This is a genomic window from Sphingobacterium sp. IITKGP-BTPF85 (assembly GCF_001006065.1).
In the GTDB taxonomy this organism is placed as follows: Bacteria; Bacteroidota; Bacteroidia; order Sphingobacteriales; family Sphingobacteriaceae; genus Sphingobacterium; species Sphingobacterium anhuiense.
Window position 1 is genome coordinate 16,074 of sequence record NZ_ASZT02000038.1, and the last position, 23,260, is coordinate 39,333.

A 23,260-nucleotide genomic window follows, 5' to 3' on the forward strand; every position below is an offset into this window, starting at 1 on the left:
GCAACCTTAAAGAGCGCAAATAGAGACTATTTATAAGATTAATTCGGTAAACAGATGACTATACGAAATACCATCCTTTTTTTAAGTATAATCTCCTTGGGATGTACAAATCAAACGACTAAAGTAAACGATAAAAAGATAATTGATAGCTTATCTGCAGTGACAGATAGTTCAATAATCAGCAATTTAACCGCCATAAAGCCTGTTAAAACTGATTCTACTTTAGGAAAATTATTGATCCGTACTTCGAAGGAAAATCTGCTTCATCTTCTCAATACACATTAATCGTTCTAAATCAAGAATATAGTGGTGATGGACAGTTCTCTATCAGTATCTATGATAACAGGAATAAAAATTTGTTCGTAGCACAAGGTAAAAGATATACGTTACGAGGTGAGAATGACACCACACTATGGCAGTTTGTAACAAATGATGATAAATATAGTTTTGAATTTTTAGTTAATGCGGCTGATTCAATTACATTGGTCAAAAATCCTTATAGTGAAGATAACCCTATTTTAAAAATGATTTCAAGTGAAAAAGCGGCTAACTAAAACACTTAGTCACTGTAAACTTATGGCGTTATATACGCAGCTCTTTCATAATAAATTAGCTTACCTCCAAATATGTGCTTCTGGTTTGTTATCCTGTTGTTTTCTGTCTATATTTTTTTAAACTCAGTCCATGATGACGTTTAAAAAACTTATTAATATGACTTTCATCCGCAAATCCAAATTCATGTGCAATCTCATGAACTCTTTTATCACTAAACCTTAATCGATGTTCTATTAAGCGGATCCGATAGGAAGAGATATACTGTTGTATAGATTCATGACATTGTTTACGAAAATAGCTTCCGAGATAAGTGGAAGATAGTCCAAATTTTTCGGCCATTACTCCTATTTTTAAAAATTCGGGTTGCCGTATATTTTCCTGTATATAATCCAATAATTGCAGTATGCGTGTATCTGCAGTCTGTGAAATATGCTCTGGTTTAACAATCGCAATATTCCTTGCTGCTATGACAATAATGGCATTGACCAGATGTCTTCTCAAATCTTCATTATAATGCCCATGCTCTTCGCATGCTTGTTGCAGGTTTTGCATCAGCAAGCTGACCATCTGCTTGTCTTCCTTATTAACGAGCACAGATCCCGACAAATGAGAGGCATTGTATAATAAGCATTCTATATGGTCGATGCTTTTCCATTGATATTCTTTTATGAAGTTTTCTCCAAAGCGTACGACCATAAACTCATTCATTCCATCGAGATCAAATTCGTGGCAATCATGTGGTGTCAGGAGAAATAAGTCTCCTGGAAAATAATCAAATTTATTTCCGTTGACACCGTGTTTTCCATTGCCGGAGATAACATATACGAGTTCGAAGAAATTAAACTGTCGATCACGTAAAGGACATACTGAAACTTGTTCGTAAAAAACTTCTAAGGATTGATAGATATTTTCTCTTGCCATGATGCAAAGATACCCAAATAACACTTAATTATACCTGTTTTAACCTCCTTTTTCAGTCTATTTTTGCTAATAAAAATTAAGATATGAAGGCAATTGTGTTAGAAAAATTTGGCGGGGTGGAAAATCTGATTTATAAGGATATTGAAAAGCCTATCCTAAAACCGGGTGAAGTATTGATTGAAGTAAAAGCAATTGGTATCAACCCTGTGGATGTCAAGGTCCGCACTGGACAGGCTCCTCTTGCAGAAGATTTAAAAAAATATGATCCATTGATCTTAGGATGGGATGTTTCTGGAGTGATAATAGAAGTTGGAAGTGCATTCAGTAAATTTGGGATTGGTGATGAAGTATTTGGAATGGTCAATTTCGTCGGACATGGACGTGCTTATGCTGAATTTGTTGCGGCACCAGAATCGCATCTTGCCTTAAAACCTAATCGGATCAGTCATATTGAAGCTGCTTCCAGTACTTTGGCTGCATTAACAGCGTGGCAAGCATTTAATACTTATGGAAAACTGCGTCCAAATGACATCGTATTGGTCCATGCCGCATCTGGTGGCGTTGGTCATTTCGCAGTACAGATCGCCAAATATATGGGCGCTTATGTCATCGCGACATCATCGGTACATAATCGTGATTTCTTGCTCAACATAGGGGCTGATGAACATATTGATTACAACTCAACGCAATTTGAACAGGTCCTCACGAATGTCGATTTTGTACTGGAGTCACTGGGGGGTGCTAATTTTCAAAAGTCAGTTCAGGTTTTAAAACCTTTTGGCACTATCGTAGCCCTGCCATCGGGATATACGAAAGATGATGAGTTAAAAGCTCGTGAAAAAAATCTTCACGCTTGCTTTTTTATGTCTGTTTATAGTGATGGAGCGGCTATGCAACAAATTGCGCATTTATTAGAAACGGGTATACTGAAACCTCATATCTCACATGTTTTCAATTTTGATCAGATGAGAGAAGCGCATCTGCAAATTGAATCTGGGAGAACGGTAGGTAAAGTGGTTGTACAATTTTAAAGGAATTTGAAATCATGTTGGGGAATATAGATCCAGAATTATTAGAGGTTATTGCAGCAAGTCCTTACAGTAAAATAAAATATGAATATCTGCTACAAAACGATCCTACAAAAATCAGAGCGGAAGAGCTATGTTTTTCTTTAAGGGAAGAGCCTCTGAGTATACCAGATCAATTAATTGTTGAAAATAGGCTAATACCGTCTTCCCAGTCTGAAGAAAAGATACGTTTGAGAATCTACAAACCAAAAGCTAAGCAAGATTTACCGATATTGTTATATTTTCATGGTGGCGCATTTATATATGGAACTCCGGAGCAGTATGATTTTATACTCTTTAGATTAGCGCTTGAAGTTGGTATGCTTATCGTTTCTGTCGATTATCGATTAGCTCCAGAACATCCTTTCCTGCAGCTATAGAAGATGGCTACGACACCTTACTGTGGCTTTATGAAAATGCGGGCAAACTGGATGGTAATCAAAATATGATCATTATCGGTGGCAGCAGTTCCGGTGCAACTATCGCTGCATCGATTACTCACCTAGCCCGGGATAAAAAGAATGCAATCATCCAACATCAATATTTACTTTATCCTCCAATGAGCGATACGCTGAAGAGTCCATCGATGGACAGTTTAGCAAAAGCACCGATGCAAACAAAAATAGCGGTTGCATGGATGTGGAAGCATTATCTACGGAATACCAGATTGCCATTGCCTAAATATGCGGTGCCATTAGGTGAAACTAATTTTCATCATCTACCCGATGCTACCATCATTGTCTGTGAATTTGACCCTTTAAAAGATGAAGGAAAATTGTATGCAGAAAAATTATGTCTAGCTGGCACTTCGGTCGAATTACTGGAAATAGAAGGTGCAGTACATGCTTTTGATTTTTTCCCTTGTGAATTATCGGAGACCTTTTATGCAAAGCAAATCGAATTATTTAAGAAAATCATCAATCAGAAAAAATGAAAAAAATAGTTGTTATCAACGGGCATCCGGATAAATTAAGTTTCAATAGTGCTCTGGCAAATGCTTATATCAAATCGGCGAAAGAATCAGGTGCTGAAGTACGTTATATTGCTCTTGCAGATTTGGACTTTAATCCTAATTTACAATTTGGCTACAGGCAGAGAATGGAACTGGAGCCCGATCTGCTCCAAGCGCTGCAAACCATTCAATGGAGTGAGCATCAGGTATGGATACATCCACTCTGGTGGCTCGGTATGCCTGCCTGATGAAAGGTTTTTTGATCGAGCATTTCTACCCGGTATTACATTTAAAAAGTCTAAACAGGGTCTAAATGTGGGCTTACTTCAAAACAAGACTGCTAGAATCATAACCACAGCGGGTGATCTAAACCTAAAAACTTATAAAGGGGTTTATGGATCCAGTGGATTGGTTCAATTAAAAAATGGTATTCTGGAATACTGTGGTATCACTTCGATTGAAAGCAATTTTATTGGACCTCTTGAAATTTTTAATGAAGCTGATCGATTAAAGGCATTAAACGATGTTGCTGATTTAGCGAAAGATGACACAAAAGCGCTGCCTATCGGCATAGTAGCTGATGATAGCAACCCGTGAATTGGATGAAAAAATCATTAAAAAGCTCATCTGTATTTTAGTGCAGATGAGCTTTTTAACAATGATTACGTATAATCTACCTGAATCAATGGTTTAATGATGCATAAGCCCCCACTGTTTATTTGGTTCAGATCCCATTTCTAGGACAAGCTCTCCTCCTTTCAGAAGCTCGGAAGCATCAAAATAAAATGTATCAAGTTTCTTTCCATTCAGGGTTGCGGCCTGCACGTAGATATTCTGTTTGCTGCTGTTATTGGCTTTGATCACGAATTGCTTTCCTCTACCGTATCTGTTATCCAGTTTAATCTTGATCTCTTTGAACATGGGGCTTCCAATTTCATATACCGGTTTGCTTCGGGTTCCTCCATCCATCTGGAATAAACCGATTGCAGTCATGATATACCATGCACTCATCTGTCCTTGATCTTCGTCACCGAGATAGGCATTGGAAATTCCTTGTCCATAATACCTTTCGGCGATAGAACGGCTATATTTTTGCGTGAGCCAAGGTTTGTTCATGTAATTAAAAATATAGGCAAAATGCATCGATTGCTGATTACCTTGTACAACGGGGTAATCCCAGTATTGATCATTTGGCCCATTATAACGCCATTTTTCACTTTCTCCAAATCCCCATTCCAATCGCTTTAACAGCACATCTTCACCGATCCATTTGGAAAGCCCAGGTAGATCCTGAGGGACAAAGAAGGTTAATTGCCATGCATTACCTTCTACGTAATGATGGTTTGCTCCAGATTTAAAGGGATCAAAGTCTTTTAACCATTCGCCTTTTGAATCTTTCATCCGAGCATAGCCGGTTGAAGGATCGATTGCATTTTTCCACCAGGTCCCCCGGTCATTGAAATATGCATAATCGTCAGTTTTGTTTAATGATTTGGCAAACTGACCTACCGTCCAGTCATCATAGCTATATTCTAAACTATTGGAAAAACGGCCCAGATCTGATGGTACATATTTATATTTTAAATACACATCCAGATCTCTATTTCCCGCGAATCCGCCTTCAAATTTCAGAGGACTGGTCATCTGCATTTTCTTAACTGCTGTAAAAGCTTTTTCTACATCATAATCACGAATTCCCATCTGATATGCTCCGACGATCAGCGGAATTTCATGTTCTGCAACCATCACTGGTATATACTCCATTCCTGCTGGTCCTTTAGCTAACCAGCCATCGGCATCGTACATGGCTAATTGTGATTTAACCCATTTGTTTGACCATTCAGGAGTCACCAAATTCCAAAATTGATTCAGATTCCAAAAGGTATTCCAGAATGCGTCACATCCAAGTGCCAGATCATTCTTGTTTGTGAGTGTACGAACTACTTCACGTGAATCTCGCCATTGTCCGTTAATATCGCTAAACGTGTTTCTACTGGCAAGTGCACGGTACATATTGGTGTAGAATTTCTCTTTCTCCAAATAATCGTCGGAGGTGATTTCCAAGCGGTCGAGCAACTCATTCCAAACATCGTGCTGATGTGCTACAACCTGATCGAAAGACCATTTAAAAGGTTGGGTGATTTCTTGATGCAAATTCTCTTCGGCATTTTCGATACTCACATAGGATATGCCTGTGCGTAATTGAACTGTTTTTTGTTTCCTGACATCAAATTCAACAAACATGCCAGCTTCTGTCACCTGCTTACCTTCGCCATCTGGGCCAGAACTGACCTGGTCACCTTTCCATGTTCCGAAGTTCATGATGGGACGATCGAACTCGATTGCAAAATGAACAATGTAATCTTGCTTGGCATCGGTAGACCACACATTTTCAGATAGCTGACTGCTATACCCGATGATTTTAGTGTCTGATACTTTCTTTAGTTTATAATCTAGAATCTGGTAAGGATACTCGCCGTTAGCTTTTAGGTCGATCATTACACGGCCGGTATCAGATCCGTTGAAGGTATAACGTTGAAAACTTGCTCGTGTCGTCTGTGTGATGTCGACATCGATATCGTGATCGGTCAACTTGACGTGATAGGATCCTAATGGAGCACGTTCGGTTGTCTTATCAATCTGTGAGCGATATCCTGATTCGGGTTCGTACTGATCTCCAACCTTAACCTGCAGTTTTCCTGATGTAGGAAAGGTTCCTAATCCTGCCATTGTCCATTCGTGGATATGACTAAATGTACCGATCGATTCTATTGAGGGTTCATAACCTGCCTGCCAACCAATATTTTGATTATCTGGACTGATCTTCACCATACTAAATGGCATCCAGGGTCCCGGGGCAATCATCCATCGTGAATGAGCTGTACCGATCATTGTATTAACATAGTCGGAGGCACCTCCAAGTCTTTTCGGTGCTCGTGTCACCTGCAAACGATCTGTTAATTTATCATTTACGTAAATTTCACATATACTTTGCTTTGGTTTTTTGACGGGATCAAGAGGCACTTCTAGCATAGATAAGCCCTTGTCTAAACTTCCTTGATAGACCGATTTACCATCTACAAGAATCCGGATACGCTGGGCATTTTTTAAACGAAGCACCTCTACCAAAAGATTCTGCATACGTCCTTTAGGACCATTAGATTCAAAATCGGCAACCTTGATCTGCTTTACCAAAGCATCGTAATTTGTGATCAATTTGGATTTTGCTGGCCCCAGCAAACGAAAAGAATCAAATTCTACCCATCCACCTTTCAAAACGGTTAAGGTGATATGGTTATATCCTGCGCGAATTACAGATGGATCTGGTTTTATGATGAGTTTCTTCTTCCCCAAAGCTCCAACTCCAGGTTCTCCTGTACCGGCTCCATTAGTAATGTCATAATTATAATTTCGACCATTAATAGATAACTGCAAAGTTGGGTGATTTTTAGGATCCGAATTCACAAGGTCTACTTCCAATACATAAGGGTCGTTGCCAGATGCTTTATCCAAAGCGTAATAGAAATTGAGAAAATGTGTTCGTAAACCTGAAGTAGGTCCTGTACCACCCCACTCGTTTGCAGGCCCTGGAAGAACATAGGGCAATTCTGTATTTAGCTGACTTTGACCAATGATCACCTGTCTGTCTTCATATCCCATATCATGAGCCAAAAAATTCTTATAATCTCCTGGTGCTAATGCAAACTCTGCACTCGAACCATCGGGTTTACCCAATTGCCAAATCACATTTTGCTGTGCTAATGCCTCCTGTCCAAAAGCAAGAAAAAATAATCCTGTTGCTATTAAAAATTTATTTCGTTTATTCATACTGTTTAGTTTATTGGTTATTCTTAAAAAACATCTGCTTTCTGACCCAATTCAAAAATGGGATCAAAACGACAATATTCAATTAAAAATAGACACAATCATCACTGGTTTAAAGGGTAATTATTTGACAAGATTTAAAATAAATTTCGATCTTTCAATTGATGCCATGCAGGTATAATTAAAATTAAACCACACTTAATAAACATCACACGTCTCATCTATAATACAATAATAAAACTTTGTACGTACATATGCAAGAATAAATATTAGATTGTACATACATATATCTAAAAATGGACAATTACGGGCTTTTATTCATACTGGATTAACAATGGAATGGGTTTTATTGCTTATCTTATTGTCCAAAACCGATTATAATGAAAAGATTCTTCTTTTGCTTACTATGTATACCTTTTTTTCTACATCAAACCTGTGGACAAATTGCTATTGATCGAAAAGCAGTAGTAGATAGACATCGGATTGTAAGCAACAAACTTGATCTGTTGAGTCCAGCACAGGTTGGTAATGGCGAATTTGCTTTTGCAGTAGATATTACCGGTTTACAAACATTTGTACCATTTAACACTTTATCAAACTGGAGTTGGCACAATAGTCCTTTACCAAAAGGTATGAAGGAAAGTGACTTCAAAAAGACTACTCTCAAAACCAATGGCAAAGATGTTCAATACGATCTTCCAAATCCAAAACAGGAACAACTATCCAACTGGCTTGCTGCAAATCCGCATCGCTTCAATTTAGGACGCATAGGTTTCAAACTAATTCGAAATGATGGTAAACTGGGAAATCAGAATGATATTGCACATACCCATCAAGAAGTTGATCTCTGGACAGGAATCATTAGCAGCAGTTTTGTGTTTGAAGGTGTACCGGTCCTTGTTAAAACAGCTTGTCATCCCGATAGCGATGCAATTGGGGTATCGATTCAAAGTGCACTTATCGGAAAGGGGCAACTCGCCGTTTTCTTTGCATTTCCTTATGCCATAGAACAAGGATATGAGAATTACCTAGGCGTATATGATGGCGGTGATCAACATACTTCCACACTTCAGAGTTTAGAAAAAAATTCTGTACGTATAGACCGTACAATGAATAGCACACATTATAGCGCTTCCATTAAATGGGCGACTGATGCTCAGATGATAAAGACAAAACAAATGCATCGTTTTGAACTTATACCAAAAGATACTGCAAAACTTTCCTTCACTTGTCTCTATTCAAATCAAACTAACGATATTCAGATACCCATCACTTCAAACCTTTTTGAAGAAAGTGAAAAATCATGGAAAGCATTCTGGAATTCTGGAGCTGCTATCGATCTATCTGAGAGCAAAGATCAGCGATGGAAAGAGTTGGAACGGAGAATTGTACTATCGCAATACCTGATGCGACTGAATGAGTCGGGCTCTTTACCTCCACAAGAAAGTGGTCTGGTCAATAATGGCTGGTTTGGTCGTTTCCATTTCGAAATGATTTGGTGGCATGGCGTACATTATGCGCTCTGGAACAGATGGGCATTGTGGGATAAAAGTCTTTCGACATATCAAAATTTTTTAAAAACATCAACAGAAAGGGCACTCAATCAAGGATATCAAGGAGTACGCTGGCCCAAGTGTACTGGTGATATCGATCGAGACTGGCCAGACTTAATTCATGCGACACTTGTATGGCAACAACCCCATCCCATTTATTTTGCGGAACTCGATTATCGATTGCATACGAACAAGGAAACATTAACGAAATGGAGAGATGTGGTATTTGCAACTGCAGATTTTATGGCAGATTATGCTTCGTATGACAAAACAAAAAATCAATTTGATTTAGGTCCTCCTCTATACTTAGTATCGGAAAATTCTGATCCATTAGTAACCAAAAATCCGACATTTGAATTAAGTTATTGGCGTACTGGACTACGCTTAGCACAACAGTGGCGCGAGCGACTTGGCATGCCAACAAATAAAAAATGGAATAATGTACAGGATAAACTCGCCCCCCTACCGCAAAAAAATGGCTTGTATGAGACTTATGAGAATATACCAGACATGTGGAAAAAATATAATTACGAACACCCTGGACTAATTGGTACTTATGGCATGCTTCCAGGAGATGGTGTAGATCCAGAAACATTCAAACGTACACTGAAAAAAGTGATGGAAACCTGGAACTTTGATCGCACATGGGGATGGGACTTTCCCATGCTAACTATGGCTGCTGCTCGTTGTGGCTATCCGGAACTGGCGATCGATTTGCTACTGCGCCCTAGTAATAATTTTCAATTTGACCAGCATGGTTTAGCTACAGGTGGTCCATTTCCCTATTTTCCATCAAATGGTGGATTACTAACTGCAATTGCCATGATGGCCGGTGGTTGGGATGGTTCATCCTCAAAAAATCCTGGATTCCCTAAGGATGGAAATTGGTCAATTCGTGCCGAAGGATTCAATCCTTTACCAGCACTAAAATAATAGCGAAATAAAAATCTCCAATCACTGTCGGCGGAAATCAAGAAAGCCAACAGTGAAGGAGATTTCCAAAATACAACAAAAGGAATTATACCAAGAATTCCTTCAGTTGTGCTATATCTGTTATGGTATAGTCTGCTGATGAAGTTGAATGAAGCGGTTGTTCCTCCCAACTTCTCCATTCAACCAAAGTGTTTGACAACCGTTCACTTTTCCCGGTTCCATATCTTTGGTATAGGAATCTCCAATCACCAGACAGGCATTTGCAGGTATACCTAAAGCTGAAACACCTAAAGTATAGATTTCAGGGTTAGGCTTACGTACTCCAACTCGTGCAGATTCGACAACGGCCTCAAAATAATGCAGCAACTGATAATGCTCTAAAACATGTTCCAGATTTCCATAAAAATTAGATACCATCACCATTTTATATTGTTTCGATAAAGTATCAAGTAATGGCCTAACGTGATCAAGGCAATCTTCTACTAGTTTATTGCAGGCATTAACAATTTGCAATCCGACACTATCTACCAGAGAGGTCATATTTAAATATTCAAATTGTGCTGTTATCTTAGCTAAAAGCACATCTTTAAAATTAAAAAGTGGCTTTATAATAGGATTTGTAGCCATTTTTCGTTCAGCATATACATATGCATCATAGAAACCGGACTTATCGGTCGCTACTCCATAAAATTGATAATATTCCCAAAAAACAGCTGCCCAATGTCTTCCATTGGTATCCAATGTTCCGCCGTAATCAAATAATAATCCCTTTATACCTGTTATTTTCATCATCTTAATTTATAATCTTTACGGACTATACTCATCCAAATCAACCCTATACCAATCCAAATAATTTCACGAATACGGGTTGCCAATCCCATAAATATACCTACCGATGCGGGGAAACCAATACTTGTGACTGCCATTGCCAATCCTCCTTCACGTGTACCCAGCTGCATAGGCAGAAAAAAGATCAGGTTAGCGAAAAGCGAAGATCCTGAACTAACAATAAAAGCCTGAATCACACTTATATCGAGTCCCAGTGCTACTCCAATAAAATAAAGTTCGGCACAACCGACAACCCGAGCGAAAAATTCCCAAAGAGTGCTACAAAAAATTGTGGTCTACGCTGTGTATATAAATCTTGGATCTGCTGATCAACATGTTCGAGTACTGTTTTTTATCTTCATAAAATGTACGCGCGTACTTACCTACAAATGGAATCTTTTGAAAAAAGCGTACGATAGTGACTGTAAATCCCCGTTTATAAATTTTTGAAAAGGACCAAAAAATACCGAGTCCAAAGAATAAAATAAATAAGCAGACAATAAGCATGCTCGCACTTAAGGGCACTACTGCTAGAATCAAAAAGATGGACACCAGCCAAAAAACAATATGCGATAAAATATGTACCATACCGTACAGCAGCACCGAGGAGCTCGCTTTTGCTTCTCCCAAATGTGGTTTCAATTCCATAATACGGTAAGGTTCGCCGCCTAAAGCGACAAAGGGTGTAACATAATTAATGCTGTAGCCACTTACTGTCAACTGTAGAATTTTGATAAAGGGCAGTTTCGTTTCAGGAAAGTTCGGTTCTTCAATGATTGATTTAAAAGCAAAAGCATTCATTACATAGATCACCAACCAACTTAGTAATATGGGCACAAACCACCACCCGGTCTGCAACAGATTGTTCCAAATATTTACTGGACCAATACTGAAAATCATATAAGCAAGTGTAGCTATTCCAATGATCAAGAAAATAAGCTTATATATGTTTTTCATCATATTGATTTGTCGCTAATTGATCGATGAAATGAGCACTTACTTGCTCCTGTCTTTTACACATATAGATCAGTATCGGATTTAAAATAAACATGTCAAAAAAGAAATATAACCAGACTTGATCAATAAAGATCCATAGAAATAAAAACAGTACGCGTGTATTAAACTGTACGATATTGGTATACTTCATCAATGGTCGGTTACGGATACGAAATGCGTTGACAAATGATGCTGGCATCTGGTCGGCATACTTACGCTTAACCATCTGCAATAACTGTTGCAGTTTTGGCGAAAAATTCTCCTGCATGGTGGTATAATTCTTATAGCCGTTCAGTACGAATTTTTGAAAGAAGTCTTTCTTCCAGCTCATTTTGTCCAACTCTGCCTGAAGCTCTTTCGAATTATCTAGTTCACTACCTGCTTTTCCCTTTATAAAATACAAATGGACATTGCGATAATAGTCAGCCATTGCTGATTGAAATACATGGGATACTCCCGCTAAAACACCTGGTACCCAAATCCAGGCTGACCAACCTTCATTCATACAGCGTAAACATAAAGCAATATGAATGGCCGCAAACCAGAAATCACCTGCAAATCCATCTAAAATTCTTCCAAATCGACTTTTATTATCGGTCATCCTGGCCAACTGTCCATCTGCACTGTCTAAAGAATTGGCAAATACCAATAAGAGCATGCCGATGATATTGATCCATAGATCACCGTAATAAAAGAGAATCCCGGCTCCTACACCAAAAAATATACTGGTGATCGTCACGGCATTGGGTGTCACTCCTACTCGGGCACAAAACTTAGCGATACGATAACCTATCGGCCTGTAAAACCAAATATCGATTCGCTCTTCTGTGTCATTCGATTTGAGTGACTGTTCAAATAATGTATGTTCTGATTTAGACATAATTCCGATCATCTTTATCTTCTTCATTAAAGATCATCCGATCTATAAATCAGAAAATTTTCCAAAAATATGAGTGGCTATTGCTTCTGCGGCCTGTTCTCTGCAGGGCGCAAAGCTTGGCCAATCGTTTAAATCTATAATATGAAAACTTCCATCAGTTTGTACGATAGCATCTCCACCATAGATAGTGACTCCCAAAACTTCAGCCGCTCGTTCCGCAGCCTGTTTTAAAGCCTCATTATCAAAAGGGTAATGTGCTGTTGCACCGTTTATTTGCTCGTAAGCGGCGTATTTATGATGATTTAGATCATAAGGATGAAACCAATAGAAAAAATCAGTCCCAGAGACTGCATAAAACTTTACCAAATCGCCAAATAAATGTTGCGATACGACAGCGTCGTCTATACCACGCAAAGCATATTCTGCCAATATATTATTTGCTTCGTCCTTGGTGCTTACAAAACTGACATCTTCCTTATGAACGGCATGAAAATCTCCTCTTTTTATCCATATACCCGGTAAGCCAAAATGATCAAACAGCTCTCCTATATCATCGTGGGTATTAACAACTACACTTGCTGGATAAGGCACATCATTTTCTAACAGTTTTTCTGTCATAATAGTCCGATAGCAGCTCTGGATTCCAAATGATGAATTGATAATCAAAACGCCGTTACGCTCCAGCTCTTGCAAATAACGCACTAATGCTTTGGATCTTCCATTGTGATAATGGGTTCTTTTTGATAACCTTTCAGGGAAAGAAAATCATCTTCTGTTACCTGGGTGATATTGACACCTTCTTTTTCCAGTAATCCGATTACTGCCTGAAAAATTGCTGTATCATTATTAACATGATTTGGCGAGAAATCATTTTTCCTTAGTATTGCATATACTCTCATGATTGGCTCTTTTGCTCCATTAAAAAATATTCAGCCGTCTCCCTGTCATGTAGATGATCCACATCAATAATTTTGGCAAAAGGATACGCTTTGATCATAAATCCTTTATCGATAAGAAATCGCTGATAATTTCGCATGCGCTGATTGCCTGCGGCTAAGGATTCAACGGCTGCCTGCATGGCCTTCTTTCGTAAACAATAAATACCACCCGATACGAATGCTGCCTGCGGATATTTGTTATCCGAAAAACAAACAATTCTATTATCGCTATTTACGGTCACATATAAAGGACTTTCGTCATCAACAAAAGGAGTAACAGCAAATAATCCGTCCATATCTCCCTTTTGAAATGCCTCTACATATTGGCCAAAGGTATCCGGTTCAAACACCGTGTCTGTCGTTGTAAGACAGCAGGAATCCCAATGGGGAAATGCTTCTTGCAGAGCAACAAAACTATGTAAGGAACTCACGGTATCTTTGATCAACAAATGAATTGGAATTTTAAATTCATGTTTGACCAAAAACTTATGTAATTCTTTATTCTTTCCGTTGATAATAATGAAAACAGATCTGGCCCCCTGCGCTGCAAAAATATTGATCAGTCTCTCGATCATCGGAACACCTAACAAAGGCAACAAAGGCTTTGCTTTCCTAAAACCTTCCTTCTTTAACCGCTGCCCTTCACCGGCAGCTATAATTGCGTACTCCATCTTAATTGATAAAACCCTTAAAGTATTTAAAAATACTTCAAGGGTGTTGTAAATTGTATAATGTGTTACATGCTATCCACTAGCTCTTGATAGTAATCCAGACCTAAGTGTGTAATCAGATCTTCCCCCATCATATGGCGCAACGTGTTTTGCAATTTGATGAGCTGTTTAAAAATATCGTGCTCTGGAGGTAAGCCAGGAGCAGTCTGTGGAGATTTTAAATAGAACGATAACCACTCTTGGATACCGAACATACCTGCACGCTGTGCCAGATCTATGAATAACGCTAGATCTAATGCTACAGGCGCCGCCAGAATAGAGTCACGGCATAAAAAGTTAATTTTTATCTGCATTTTGTATCCCATCCAGCCAAAAATGTCAATATTATCCCAGCTTTCTTTATTATCGCCATGTGGCGGGTAATAGTTGATACGTACTTTATGATATAGATTACCGTACAACTCTGGGTTTTTCTTGGCATCCAAAATCTCTTCAAGCACACTTAGCTTGGAAACTTCTTTTGTTTTGAAATTTTCCGGATCGTCTAATACAAGTCCATCTCTATTTCCTAAAATATTGGTTGAGAACCAGCCTTCAACTCCTAATGCGCGAGCTTGTAAACCAGGAGCAACAATTGTTTTCATCAAAGTCTGACCTGTTTTAAAATCTTTTCCCGCTATTGCTACTTGCATCAACTGTGCTAACTCCACAATGGCAGGAACGTCACAACTTAAATTTGGTGCTCCATTAACATAAGGTGCGCCCTGCTTTAAAGCTGCATATGCATAAATCATGCTAGGTGGAATACGCAGATCATTTTGATCCAAAGCATCTTCAAAATTTTTCAGACTATCAAAAATAGCATTTCCTTCAATATATTTTTCAGTTGAGCCACACCAAAGTACTACGATACGGTCACAGTTATTTTCTTTTTTAAAGTTCTGGATATCTTCTTGTACAGCATCGGCCAAAGCTCTTCGTGTAAGTCCCTCTTTAATATGCTGTCCATCTAGATTCTTAACAAAATTACGATCAAAAACAGCCTTCATAGGTTTAATTTGCTCCAACTCCACCCGTACTTGCTCCAATTGATAAGGTTCTAAAACACGTGCTTTTGAAGCTGCTTCAAAGACATTATCGGCATATACATCCCATCCTCCAAACACAATATCTTCTAATTTTGCCAAGGGTACGAAGTCCTTAATCAAAGGATTTCGATCTTCTGTACGTTTTCCTAAACGAATGCGGCTCAATTGTGATACTGAACCTATGGGTTTTGAATACCCCTTATTGATACCTGCGACACCTGCGATCAATGTGGTGGCTACTGCACCCAAACCCGGAATTAATATTCCCAGCTTACCTTTTGCTTCATTCACTTGTTGTTTCATTTTGTTGTATTTAAGTGATATTTAAAATTAATGGATTAGAATTCTCGTTATTATTGATTTTCTGGGCTTAAGCTACCAGAGTACATCGTTAAACACTTATTACTTGATTTTGTTGTGTTTAAATAAAATTTAATTATCTTTTCACTGTTAAAAATGTCCTAAGCGCTAGGGCTTAGGACACTCGTTAAACAGATATAATAGACTTACCACGTACTATTCTTTTAATGTCTACCCCCTCCTAAGGCACGGTATAAATTGACTTCGGCATAGAGTCGTTGACTCTTAATAGCTGCATTATCGAGTTCGGCCTGCAACTTACTCTGCTGCGCTGCTATCACCTCTAAATATGTTGCCATATCATTCTTAAAGAGAATATCGGCATTTCGAATCATCTCCTGATTGCGGGCAACCAGACCGCGTGATATTTCTTCCTGCTCTTTTAAAGATGCCATACTGGCTAGAATATTGGATACTTCACCTACTGCCTGTAGTACACTTTCTTTAAACTGAATTTCCGCCTGTGCACTTGCTATTTTGGCCTGATTGAAAGCTGTCTTTAGCTGTCGACCTTGTACTATTGGTTGCGTCAGTGAACCCGTTAAGGCTCCAAATAACGAACCTGGGATATTGAACCAATCACTTGCTTTAAAGGCATTTAATCCTCCTTGTGCTGTAATATTTAAACTCGGGTACATGCTTACTTTAGAAACATGCACCTGTGCGAATGACTTTTGGACTTCCAGTTCTGCAGTTCTTATATCCGGACGTAAAGCGAGCATCATAGCAGGAACACCTGTTGCTAGATGATCTTTTGCCTGTAAAGTGACTAAAGAAGTTTTTCTTTCTATATGACCGGGCATACGACCTGTCAATGCCTGCAAAGCATTTTCCTGAATGATAATCTGTTCGTCCAGCACAGGGATAGATTTTAAAATGAGATCTCTATTTCCTTCCTGTTGTTGCACTGCCAGTAGCGTTGTAAGCCCCAAAGTATGTTGCACGCGTGTCATCTGCAGAATATTATCAATCAAGTTTAAATTTTTTAAGCTGATATCTTTTTGTAAATCCAGCATCAACAAGTTGTAATACCCTTGTGCGACCGTACTAACCAGACGCGTTTGAATCGCCTTGCTCGCTTCCTGAGTCTGTAAATAACTGGTCAGCGCCATCTCTTTACGTCCCTTGATCTTACCCCATATATCAGCCTCCCAAGAAATATTTACTGCAGTTGTGTAATCCTCCATGTATTTTTTTCCCATAAATTGACCAGCCATCATACCATTCATACTATTATCAGATGGTCTGGTTACCGTTCCCGTTCCTGCTGACAATCCAATCTGTGGTAAATCACCCCATTTTGCCTGTTTCATAGATTCGGTTGCGATATCAATCTGTTTAATAGCCACCTGTAGATTATTGTTTTTCAAAAGCGCGGTATCGATAAGATCTAATAAAATCTGATCACTAAAGAACTCTTTATATGACAGTGATGCAATGGAACTGCTATTACTTTCAATGACTCGATTATCCTGCGTAAATGTTGCAGGTACTGCTACTGGGTTAGGAACATATTTCACAGACTTACAGGCAGCCGTTACCATTAAAGTGAGACACAGGCAAGTCATATTTATTTTATTCATATTTATGTTAATGCTTAACATTTGATTTACTTTTAATGTGAAACTTCTGTTTCTTCATACTCCCAATCGCTTTCTTCCGCAGGCTTTCCACTCATACGTTCCTGCAGGTACTGAAACACGACGAACAAGACCGGTGTTAAAAACACCCCGAACACAGTTCCTGCAAGCATACCAAATACTGCGGCATAACCGATGGAATGGTTCCCGATCGCCGAAGGCCCTACTGCAAACAACAACGGCATCAAACCTGCTATAAACGCGAGTGAAGTCATCAAAATCGGTCTAAGTCTTGCCTTTGCACCTTCAACAGCGGCGGCTACGATACTCTTTCCTGCGCGTCTGCGCTGAATAGCAAACTCAATAATCAAAATAGAATTTTTGGCCAGTAGTCCGATCAACATAACCAAAGCAACCTGTACATAGATGTTGTTGGATAGACCTGCAAAACCAATTCCTACAAATACGCCCAAGAGACCACAGGGGATGCTGATCAAAACTGCCCATGGCAGAATATAACTTTCATATTGAGCTGATAACAAGAAGTATATAAAAACAATACATAATCCAAAAATAGCAGCAGTCTGGCCACTGGATGATTTTTCTTCACGGCTCATTCCTTTCCAATCATGCGCAAAACCATTGGGTAAAAAAGTGGCACTAACTTCATCTATAGCTTGCATCGCCTGACCAGTACTATACCCAGGTTTTGGCATCGCGGTAATGTTAATGGCATTAAATAAATTAAAATGCTCTACTGTTTCTGGACCAGATACAGGTTTTAATTGTACTAAACTGTTAATCGGTACCATCTGGCCCAATTGATTTTTAAGCATAATTCCATCTAAAGAGGAAGGATCTGACCTAAACTCAGGAGATGCCTGGATGACAACACGGTAATACTTTCCAAAACGATTGAAATCGGATGCTTGCATACTTCCGTAATATCCTTGCATCAAGGTCATTAAATCGGAGACATTCACGTGAAGCTGTTTGGCCTTCATTTCGTCAACAACCATTTCATACTGTGGATAGGATGCATTAAATGTGGTAAAGGCAAATGCGATCTCGGGTCGTTGCATCAATGCGCCCATATATCCATTGGCCGTTTCACTGAATTTACTTAAACTGCCAGCGGTCTTATCTTGTAAAACAACTTCTAATCCAGAAGTATTACCAAAACCCGATACAGTCGGCATACCCAATACAAAGAAGTTTGCACTTTGATTTCCTTGTAACTGTCCTTGAAGAGTAACTAAAATTTGATTGATATCTTTAACTTCTCCCCTTTCTTTGAGTGGTTTCAAGCGGATCATCAATACCCCTGCAGAAGATGAAGTACTAAAACTCATCATATTTAAACCCGAAATACTGATCACCGATTCTACAGAAGGATGTTTCTGAATTTCTAATTCTGCATCGGTTATGGCTTTAGTTGTCCGATCTAAAGATGCACCTGGTGGCGTATTGACCATGGCCATTAAAAAACTCTGATCCTCATCGGGTATAAAACCTGTCGGTGTGGTACGGAACATCCATACAAACAATACCAATAGCACTGCCAGTCCTGAGAATGCCACAGTTTTACGTTTTATTAAGAAAAGGACAGATTTACCGTAACGAAATGTCAGTTTATTAAAAGCTGCATTAAATCCTGCGAAAAAACGTTCTTTAAAATTTGTTTTCTTCTCCTCATGATGCCCATCGTGCGATTTTAATAATAACGCACATAATGCAGGACTTAAGGTTAGTGCATTAACTGCTGAGATCAGAATCGCCATTGCCAAGGTCAAAGCAAATTGCTGATAAAACACACCTGTAGGGCCTTCCATAAAAGCAACGGGTATAAATACTGCCGACATCACAAGCGTAATGGATATAATAGCACCTGTGATCTCACTCATTGCAGACATTGTCGCCGCTTTTGCATTTAACTTTTTCTTCTCCATTTTAGCATGTACTGCTTCTACGACAACGATGGCATCATCGACAACGATCCCAATCGCAAGTACGAGTGCAAAAAGGGTCAGTAGATTGATCGAAAATCCAAACAGTTGCATAAAGAAAAATGTACCAACAATAGAAACCGGAACTGCAATCGCTGGAATTAATGTCGATCTAAAATCCTGTAGAAAGATAAATACAACAATAAAAACGAGTACAAAAGCTTCTAGCAAGGTGGTGATAACTTGAGCAACAGACTGATCTAAAGATTCCTTCGAAGAGTACGGCGTAGTATATTTAATACCTGCGGGAAACGATTTTGAAAGCTCCTGTAAACGTTCCTGCATCTCTATCTCGACTGCATTGGCATTTGAACCTGCTGTCTGATAAAGGGCAATCATAATCGCCGGCTTCTTATTATACGCTGTGGCAACCGTATTGGTGTACGACCCAAACTCAACTTTAGCCACATCCTGCAGACGCAACACGGAACCATCTGCATTTGCGCGTATGATAATATTTTCGTAATCGGCTGCTTCAGCCAGCTTTCCTTTATATCGGATTACATATTCTACAGCTTCCTTGGTACTCTCTCCAAATCTTCCTGGAGCAGCTTCAATATTCTGAGTCTGGATCGCAGCAGACACTTCTTGAGGCGTGATATCATAGGAAGCCATCTGAGCAGGATTGAGCCAAACGCGCATCGAGTAATCTTTGTTACCGAATACCTGTGCATCACCGACTCCTGTAATACGCTTTAGCTCTGGAACAATATTAATCTTAGCATAATTCTCTATAAAAAGTTCGTCTGATTTATTATCATCGGAGTATAGCGTTACCATGGCCACCATACTATTCTGTCTTTTTAGTGTGCTTACACCGATCTGATTAACCTCTGCAGGTAACATACTGGTTGCTTGCGATACTCGGTTCTGTACGTTTACTGCGGCCTGATCCGGATCTGTTCCTAATTTAAAAACAACAGTAATCATCAAACTACCGTCATTACTGGATGTAGAAGTAAGAAAGTCCATATTTTCTACACCATTGATGGCATTTTCTAATGGAGGTGCTACTGCCTTTGCAATTACTTCGGCAGAGGCACCTGGGTAAGTCGCCATTACGGTCACACTTGGTGGGGCGATTTCAGGAAATTTGGTAATGGGTAAACCGAGCATAGCCACGACTCCCAGAATAACCAGCAATATGGATATAACTGTAGCCAATACTGGCCTTTTAATTATTTTTTTTAACATAATGACTAAGGATAAATGGTTGTTAAGATTTATTCACGCTATCTTTTACTGTGGTTGCGGATTTCACCTTAACAGGCATACCATTCTGAAGGAAACTAAGTCCATTTGTAATTATCTGATCACCTGCTGTAACACCTGATTTGACGAAGTATTGAGATTCTTGTTTACCGCTTACTTCAATTGGCGTCTGTACCGCCTTTCCTTCTTTACTGATCGTAAAGACATAAATTTTATCTTGTATGGCTGTAGTTGCTGTGATCGGAACCACAACAATCTGTTCGATATGTTGATCTAATGCTATTTTCCCTGTGTTACCTGTTCGTAATTGTCCTTGCGGGTTTTCAAATTTTGCCCGAAGACTGATCGAACCTGTATTCTTGTCGAATTGACCTTCAATAGCATCAATTTTCCTAAATGTGGAAAGTCCTGTCCATTAGCTGTTTTTAAAGTTACGGGAGCGGCTTGCTTCAACTTTTCAGCAACAGAGTTTCCCGGTAATGCTGCCTGAAAATTAACAAAATCGTTTTCACTCATTGAGAAATATGCAAATACGGCATGCGTATCTGATAAGAGCGTTAAGGGCTCGACTGCAGCAGGATTAATGAGACTTCCTAATCGATAAGGAATACGACCTATAGTGCCACTGACCGGAGCTTTGATTGTACAGAATTCAAGGTTAATTTTCGCTGTTTCAAAAACGGCATTTGCCTGCGCTAAAGCCGCTTGGGCACCTTCGTACGTTGCCTGTGCTTGGTCAACCTGTAGATTAGATACGAGTTTATTACTTACTAATTCTTTTTTCCTATCTAAATCTATTTTAACATTGGACAGATTCGCTTTAGCTGCTAAAATAGATGCTTGCGCATTTTTATACTGCTCTTTATAGGTACGATCATCCACTTGAAATAAAGTCTGCCCAGCCCGGACAAATGCACCTTCATCAACAAAGATCTTAGCCAGATAACCGGAAACTTGTGGACGGATTTCAACATTTACAACTCCTTCAATGCTGCTTGCATAAGTTTTTGTTAATATTCCATTTTCTTCTTGAAGTATCATCACTGGAACTTCTAAGGCTGCGGGTGCCTCCCCTCCCTGGTTTGGTTTTGACCACAACTTGTTAGGAATCCTAGGCTTAAGCCTAGCAATGTTGATTGAACAACTAATTTCCGATTCATTTAAAATATATTATGTTCTCGCTATATTTAAAGATTCGAAAAGAAGGGTTAGTCACTAAAATATTGGACTTCAGACCCCATCTTTTCTCCTCATGTACAATTAATACAAATATATATCTGACTAAATCGGTTAAAAAGTCTAAAGGGAGCTTTAACTTGTCAAAAAGACACTAAATTAGTTCGGGATAAATTTAAGTTAATAATTCTTTACGATACAGAATCGGGGATTGACCTGTATTCTTTTTAAAGAATTTGCTAAAAGTAGGTAAATCACTAAAATTCAATTGTTGCATGATATCTGAGATTGAGTAAAAATTAGACCGTAATTTAGCTGTCACTTCAGCCATCAACGTTTGTTCAATAATCTGCAGCGGGCTTAACCCTGTAACTTCTTTTATAACCCTGCTGAGGTATTTTCGACTCACAAATAAGCAATCCGCATAGTGCTGAACAGAACGGTGAGTATGAAATTGATCTACAACCAGAGTAATGAAATCCAAGCATAATTTTTCTTTGCGGCCACTAAGTACCACCTGGCCGATAACATGATCCATAAGTTCGGATTCTATTTCATAGTTGAGCAATGCGAAAGTACTTTTAATAATTTCTGCCTGATGTTTGGTTGGTGTGGGACTTAGATTTACCTCTCTTAAATGTTCAAGATAAACTACAAATCGCTTAACTACAGGTTCGCGTAAAGAAAATACTTTTAAATAATTGTCGAATAGAAAGTCTAATGAGGATTTGCCTTGAAAAAACATACCTATTTTTTTCGCAAAATCTAAGGAAAACATAAAACTGATCATTTCTAAGTCATCATTCATTTCCAAAAATTCAATAATTGTTGTCGGTGAATGTAAAAAAGCCATGTTTTCGTGGATTTCCTGTTCCGAAAAACCAATCCGCATACTGAGCGTTCCTTTTAGGATAATACTCATGCCAAAGCTATCGGTACGCATAGGCTCGTATGAACGAATATCAGTCATATTACTTTTCTGCAAATGACAGATAGTAAACCCCTCATACTGTTGTTTGTTCATCTGCTCGGCAACAAACTCCTTTAAAGTAAAAAATGTAATTCGACGATCCATAATCTCAAACGCTAACATAGCGCACGTCTAAGTTAAAATTAAACTTACGTTTAATTCGCTATTTTTATTTATTTGACAATTCTCTGTCAAAAGTCAGAAGGGAAAATTATCTATTATCTTTCTTCACTAAATCTTATTATTATTAGTTATAAAATGTAGACACAAATGTTTGTTATCGTTTGTAAAATTGTATCGTTGAAAAGCAAAAAACCTGATTCTTTTGATTGCTCTTTAGAATCAGGTCTAAAAATAAATACTACTCTTTCTATTAATAAACCCGTTGTGCATTATGATTTAGGGCTATAAATAAGTTGTTCATTACTCTGATAATCAGTAAACTGTTTTTACGACAAAACGATTTAGAATTAACAACCTATTAGCAAATTACGAAAGAATATTGGGAGTTTTAAGAGAAATATCAACAGAGCGGCAATTACCCATGCAACGCAGGCGCCCTTCGCTGAGCGATCTTGAGGAGATCAGCCTGAGTTTTTGTCCTATCGGTATCGAAAAGATTTCTGCCGGAATTTAATGAACATAAACTGGAAAACCATGGAAATAGACATCGTAACAAAGCAGGCTCATGCCTATTTCTTCCATTTCATCAGTTTTGCTAAGTGCAATGAGTTTCAGCCAGAATATTT

At 38.7% G+C, this 23,260-nt stretch carries 21 protein-coding genes and 1 pseudogene; 7 read left to right on the forward strand and 15 right to left on the reverse strand.

Going from position 1 to position 23,260, the window contains the following annotated elements:
* The first annotated feature begins 54 nt into the window (after positions 1-54).
* Together L950_RS09850 and L950_RS09855 are read left to right on the forward strand one after the other, a co-directional pair.
* On the forward strand, positions 55-285 hold the full coding sequence (locus tag L950_RS09850) for a hypothetical protein (protein WP_046792015.1): 231 nt from the start codon (positions 55-57) through the stop codon (positions 283-285).
* A 71-nt stretch (positions 286-356) separates the two neighbouring features.
* Complete coding sequence (locus tag L950_RS09855) at positions 357-554, forward strand: hypothetical protein (protein ID WP_021191430.1); 198 nt, start codon at positions 357-359, stop codon at positions 552-554.
* A gap of 88 nt (positions 555-642) precedes the next feature.
* Here L950_RS09855 and L950_RS09860 read toward each other — a convergent pair whose 3' ends face one another.
* Positions 643-1,476 carry an AraC family transcriptional regulator gene (locus L950_RS09860; RefSeq protein ID WP_021191431.1) on the reverse strand — a complete coding sequence of 278 codons (834 nt, stop codon included), beginning with the start codon at positions 1,474-1,476 and terminating at the stop codon, positions 643-645.
* 83 nt (positions 1,477-1,559) lie between these two features.
* Between L950_RS09860 and L950_RS09865 the strand changes: the two genes are divergently transcribed.
* The 4 genes and pseudogenes from L950_RS09865 (at position 1,560) to L950_RS35245 (ending at position 4,092) form a co-directional block, all read left to right on the forward strand.
* Positions 1,560-2,507, forward strand: a complete 948-nt coding sequence (locus tag L950_RS09865; protein ID WP_021191432.1) for an NADP-dependent oxidoreductase — start codon at positions 1,560-1,562, stop codon at positions 2,505-2,507.
* A 14-nt stretch (positions 2,508-2,521) separates the two neighbouring features.
* Positions 2,522-3,477: pseudogene (locus L950_RS32665) on the forward strand (alpha/beta hydrolase).
* Positions 3,474-3,743, forward strand: coding sequence for an NAD(P)H-dependent oxidoreductase (locus L950_RS35240; RefSeq protein ID WP_197086349.1), 270 nt, complete (start codon positions 3,474-3,476; stop codon positions 3,741-3,743). The pseudogene L950_RS32665 and the gene L950_RS35240 overlap by 4 nt, the downstream one beginning before the upstream one ends.
* Positions 3,691-4,092 (forward strand): NAD(P)H-dependent oxidoreductase, encoded by a 402-nt coding sequence (locus tag L950_RS35245; protein ID WP_197086350.1) that lies wholly within the window; start codon positions 3,691-3,693, stop codon positions 4,090-4,092. The genes L950_RS35240 and L950_RS35245 overlap by 53 nt, the downstream gene beginning before the upstream one ends.
* A gap of 93 nt (positions 4,093-4,185) precedes the next feature.
* Here L950_RS35245 and L950_RS09880 read toward each other — a convergent pair whose 3' ends face one another.
* On the reverse strand, positions 4,186-7,323 hold the full coding sequence (locus L950_RS09880; RefSeq protein ID WP_021191433.1) for a GH92 family glycosyl hydrolase: 3,138 nt from the start codon (positions 7,321-7,323) through the stop codon (positions 4,186-4,188).
* Between the two features lie 377 nt (positions 7,324-7,700).
* On the opposite strand from L950_RS09880, the gene L950_RS09885 reads away from it, so the two are divergent.
* Complete coding sequence (locus tag L950_RS09885; protein ID WP_021191435.1) at positions 7,701-9,806, forward strand: hypothetical protein; 2,106 nt, start codon at positions 7,701-7,703, stop codon at positions 9,804-9,806.
* 120 nt (positions 9,807-9,926) lie between these two features.
* Here L950_RS09885 and L950_RS09890 read toward each other — a convergent pair whose 3' ends face one another.
* From L950_RS09890 to L950_RS26300, 13 genes are all read right to left on the reverse strand, one after another.
* Positions 9,927-10,598, reverse strand: coding sequence for an HAD family hydrolase (locus tag L950_RS09890; RefSeq protein ID WP_231577040.1), 672 nt, complete (start codon positions 10,596-10,598; stop codon positions 9,927-9,929).
* The gene (locus L950_RS29880) at positions 10,595-10,831 is read right to left on the reverse strand and encodes a hypothetical protein (RefSeq protein WP_021191436.1); all 237 of its coding nucleotides are present in this window, start codon (positions 10,829-10,831) and stop codon (positions 10,595-10,597) included. Before L950_RS29880 ends, L950_RS09890 begins: the two co-directional genes overlap by 4 nt.
* An 82-nt stretch (positions 10,832-10,913) precedes the next feature.
* A complete protein-coding gene (locus L950_RS09895) occupies positions 10,914-11,594 on the reverse strand; it encodes a lysylphosphatidylglycerol synthase domain-containing protein (RefSeq protein ID WP_197086351.1) in 681 nt (226 codons plus the stop codon).
* Positions 11,575-12,537, reverse strand: coding sequence for a CDP-alcohol phosphatidyltransferase family protein (locus L950_RS09900; protein WP_021191437.1), 963 nt, complete (start codon positions 12,535-12,537; stop codon positions 11,575-11,577). The genes L950_RS09895 and L950_RS09900 overlap by 20 nt, the downstream gene beginning before the upstream one ends.
* A 15-nt stretch (positions 12,538-12,552) precedes the next feature.
* Positions 12,553-13,212 (reverse strand): hypothetical protein, encoded by a 660-nt coding sequence (locus tag L950_RS09905; protein WP_197086352.1) that lies wholly within the window; start codon positions 13,210-13,212, stop codon positions 12,553-12,555.
* The gene (locus tag L950_RS29885) at positions 13,212-13,409 is read right to left on the reverse strand and encodes a hypothetical protein (protein ID WP_197086353.1); all 198 of its coding nucleotides are present in this window, start codon (positions 13,407-13,409) and stop codon (positions 13,212-13,214) included. Before L950_RS29885 ends, L950_RS09905 begins: the two co-directional genes overlap by 1 nt.
* Positions 13,406-14,119: an NDP-sugar synthase gene (locus L950_RS09910; RefSeq protein WP_021191438.1), complete on the reverse strand. Its 714-nt coding sequence runs from the start codon at positions 14,117-14,119 to the stop codon at positions 13,406-13,408. The genes L950_RS29885 and L950_RS09910 overlap by 4 nt, the downstream gene beginning before the upstream one ends.
* A gap of 65 nt (positions 14,120-14,184) precedes the next feature.
* On the reverse strand, positions 14,185-15,510 hold the full coding sequence (locus L950_RS09915; RefSeq protein WP_021191439.1) for an inositol-3-phosphate synthase: 1,326 nt from the start codon (positions 15,508-15,510) through the stop codon (positions 14,185-14,187).
* 221 nt (positions 15,511-15,731) lie between these two features.
* Positions 15,732-17,150 carry an efflux transporter outer membrane subunit gene (locus tag L950_RS09920; RefSeq protein ID WP_031289182.1) on the reverse strand — a complete coding sequence of 473 codons (1,419 nt, stop codon included), beginning with the start codon at positions 17,148-17,150 and terminating at the stop codon, positions 15,732-15,734.
* A gap of 32 nt (positions 17,151-17,182) precedes the next feature.
* On the reverse strand, positions 17,183-20,347 hold the full coding sequence (locus L950_RS09925) for an efflux RND transporter permease subunit (RefSeq protein ID WP_021191441.1): 3,165 nt from the start codon (positions 20,345-20,347) through the stop codon (positions 17,183-17,185).
* 22 nt (positions 20,348-20,369) lie between these two features.
* Positions 20,370-20,753 (reverse strand): efflux RND transporter periplasmic adaptor subunit, encoded by a 384-nt coding sequence (locus L950_RS35250; protein ID WP_084825416.1) that lies wholly within the window; start codon positions 20,751-20,753, stop codon positions 20,370-20,372.
* Positions 20,645-21,463, reverse strand: coding sequence for an efflux RND transporter periplasmic adaptor subunit (locus L950_RS09930; protein WP_084825417.1), 819 nt, complete (start codon positions 21,461-21,463; stop codon positions 20,645-20,647). The genes L950_RS35250 and L950_RS09930 overlap by 109 nt, the downstream gene beginning before the upstream one ends.
* Before the next feature lie 253 nt (positions 21,464-21,716).
* Positions 21,717-22,616, reverse strand: a complete 900-nt coding sequence (locus L950_RS26300) for a helix-turn-helix domain-containing protein (protein WP_197086354.1) — start codon at positions 22,614-22,616, stop codon at positions 21,717-21,719.
* Positions 22,617-23,260: the final 644 nt, after the last annotated feature.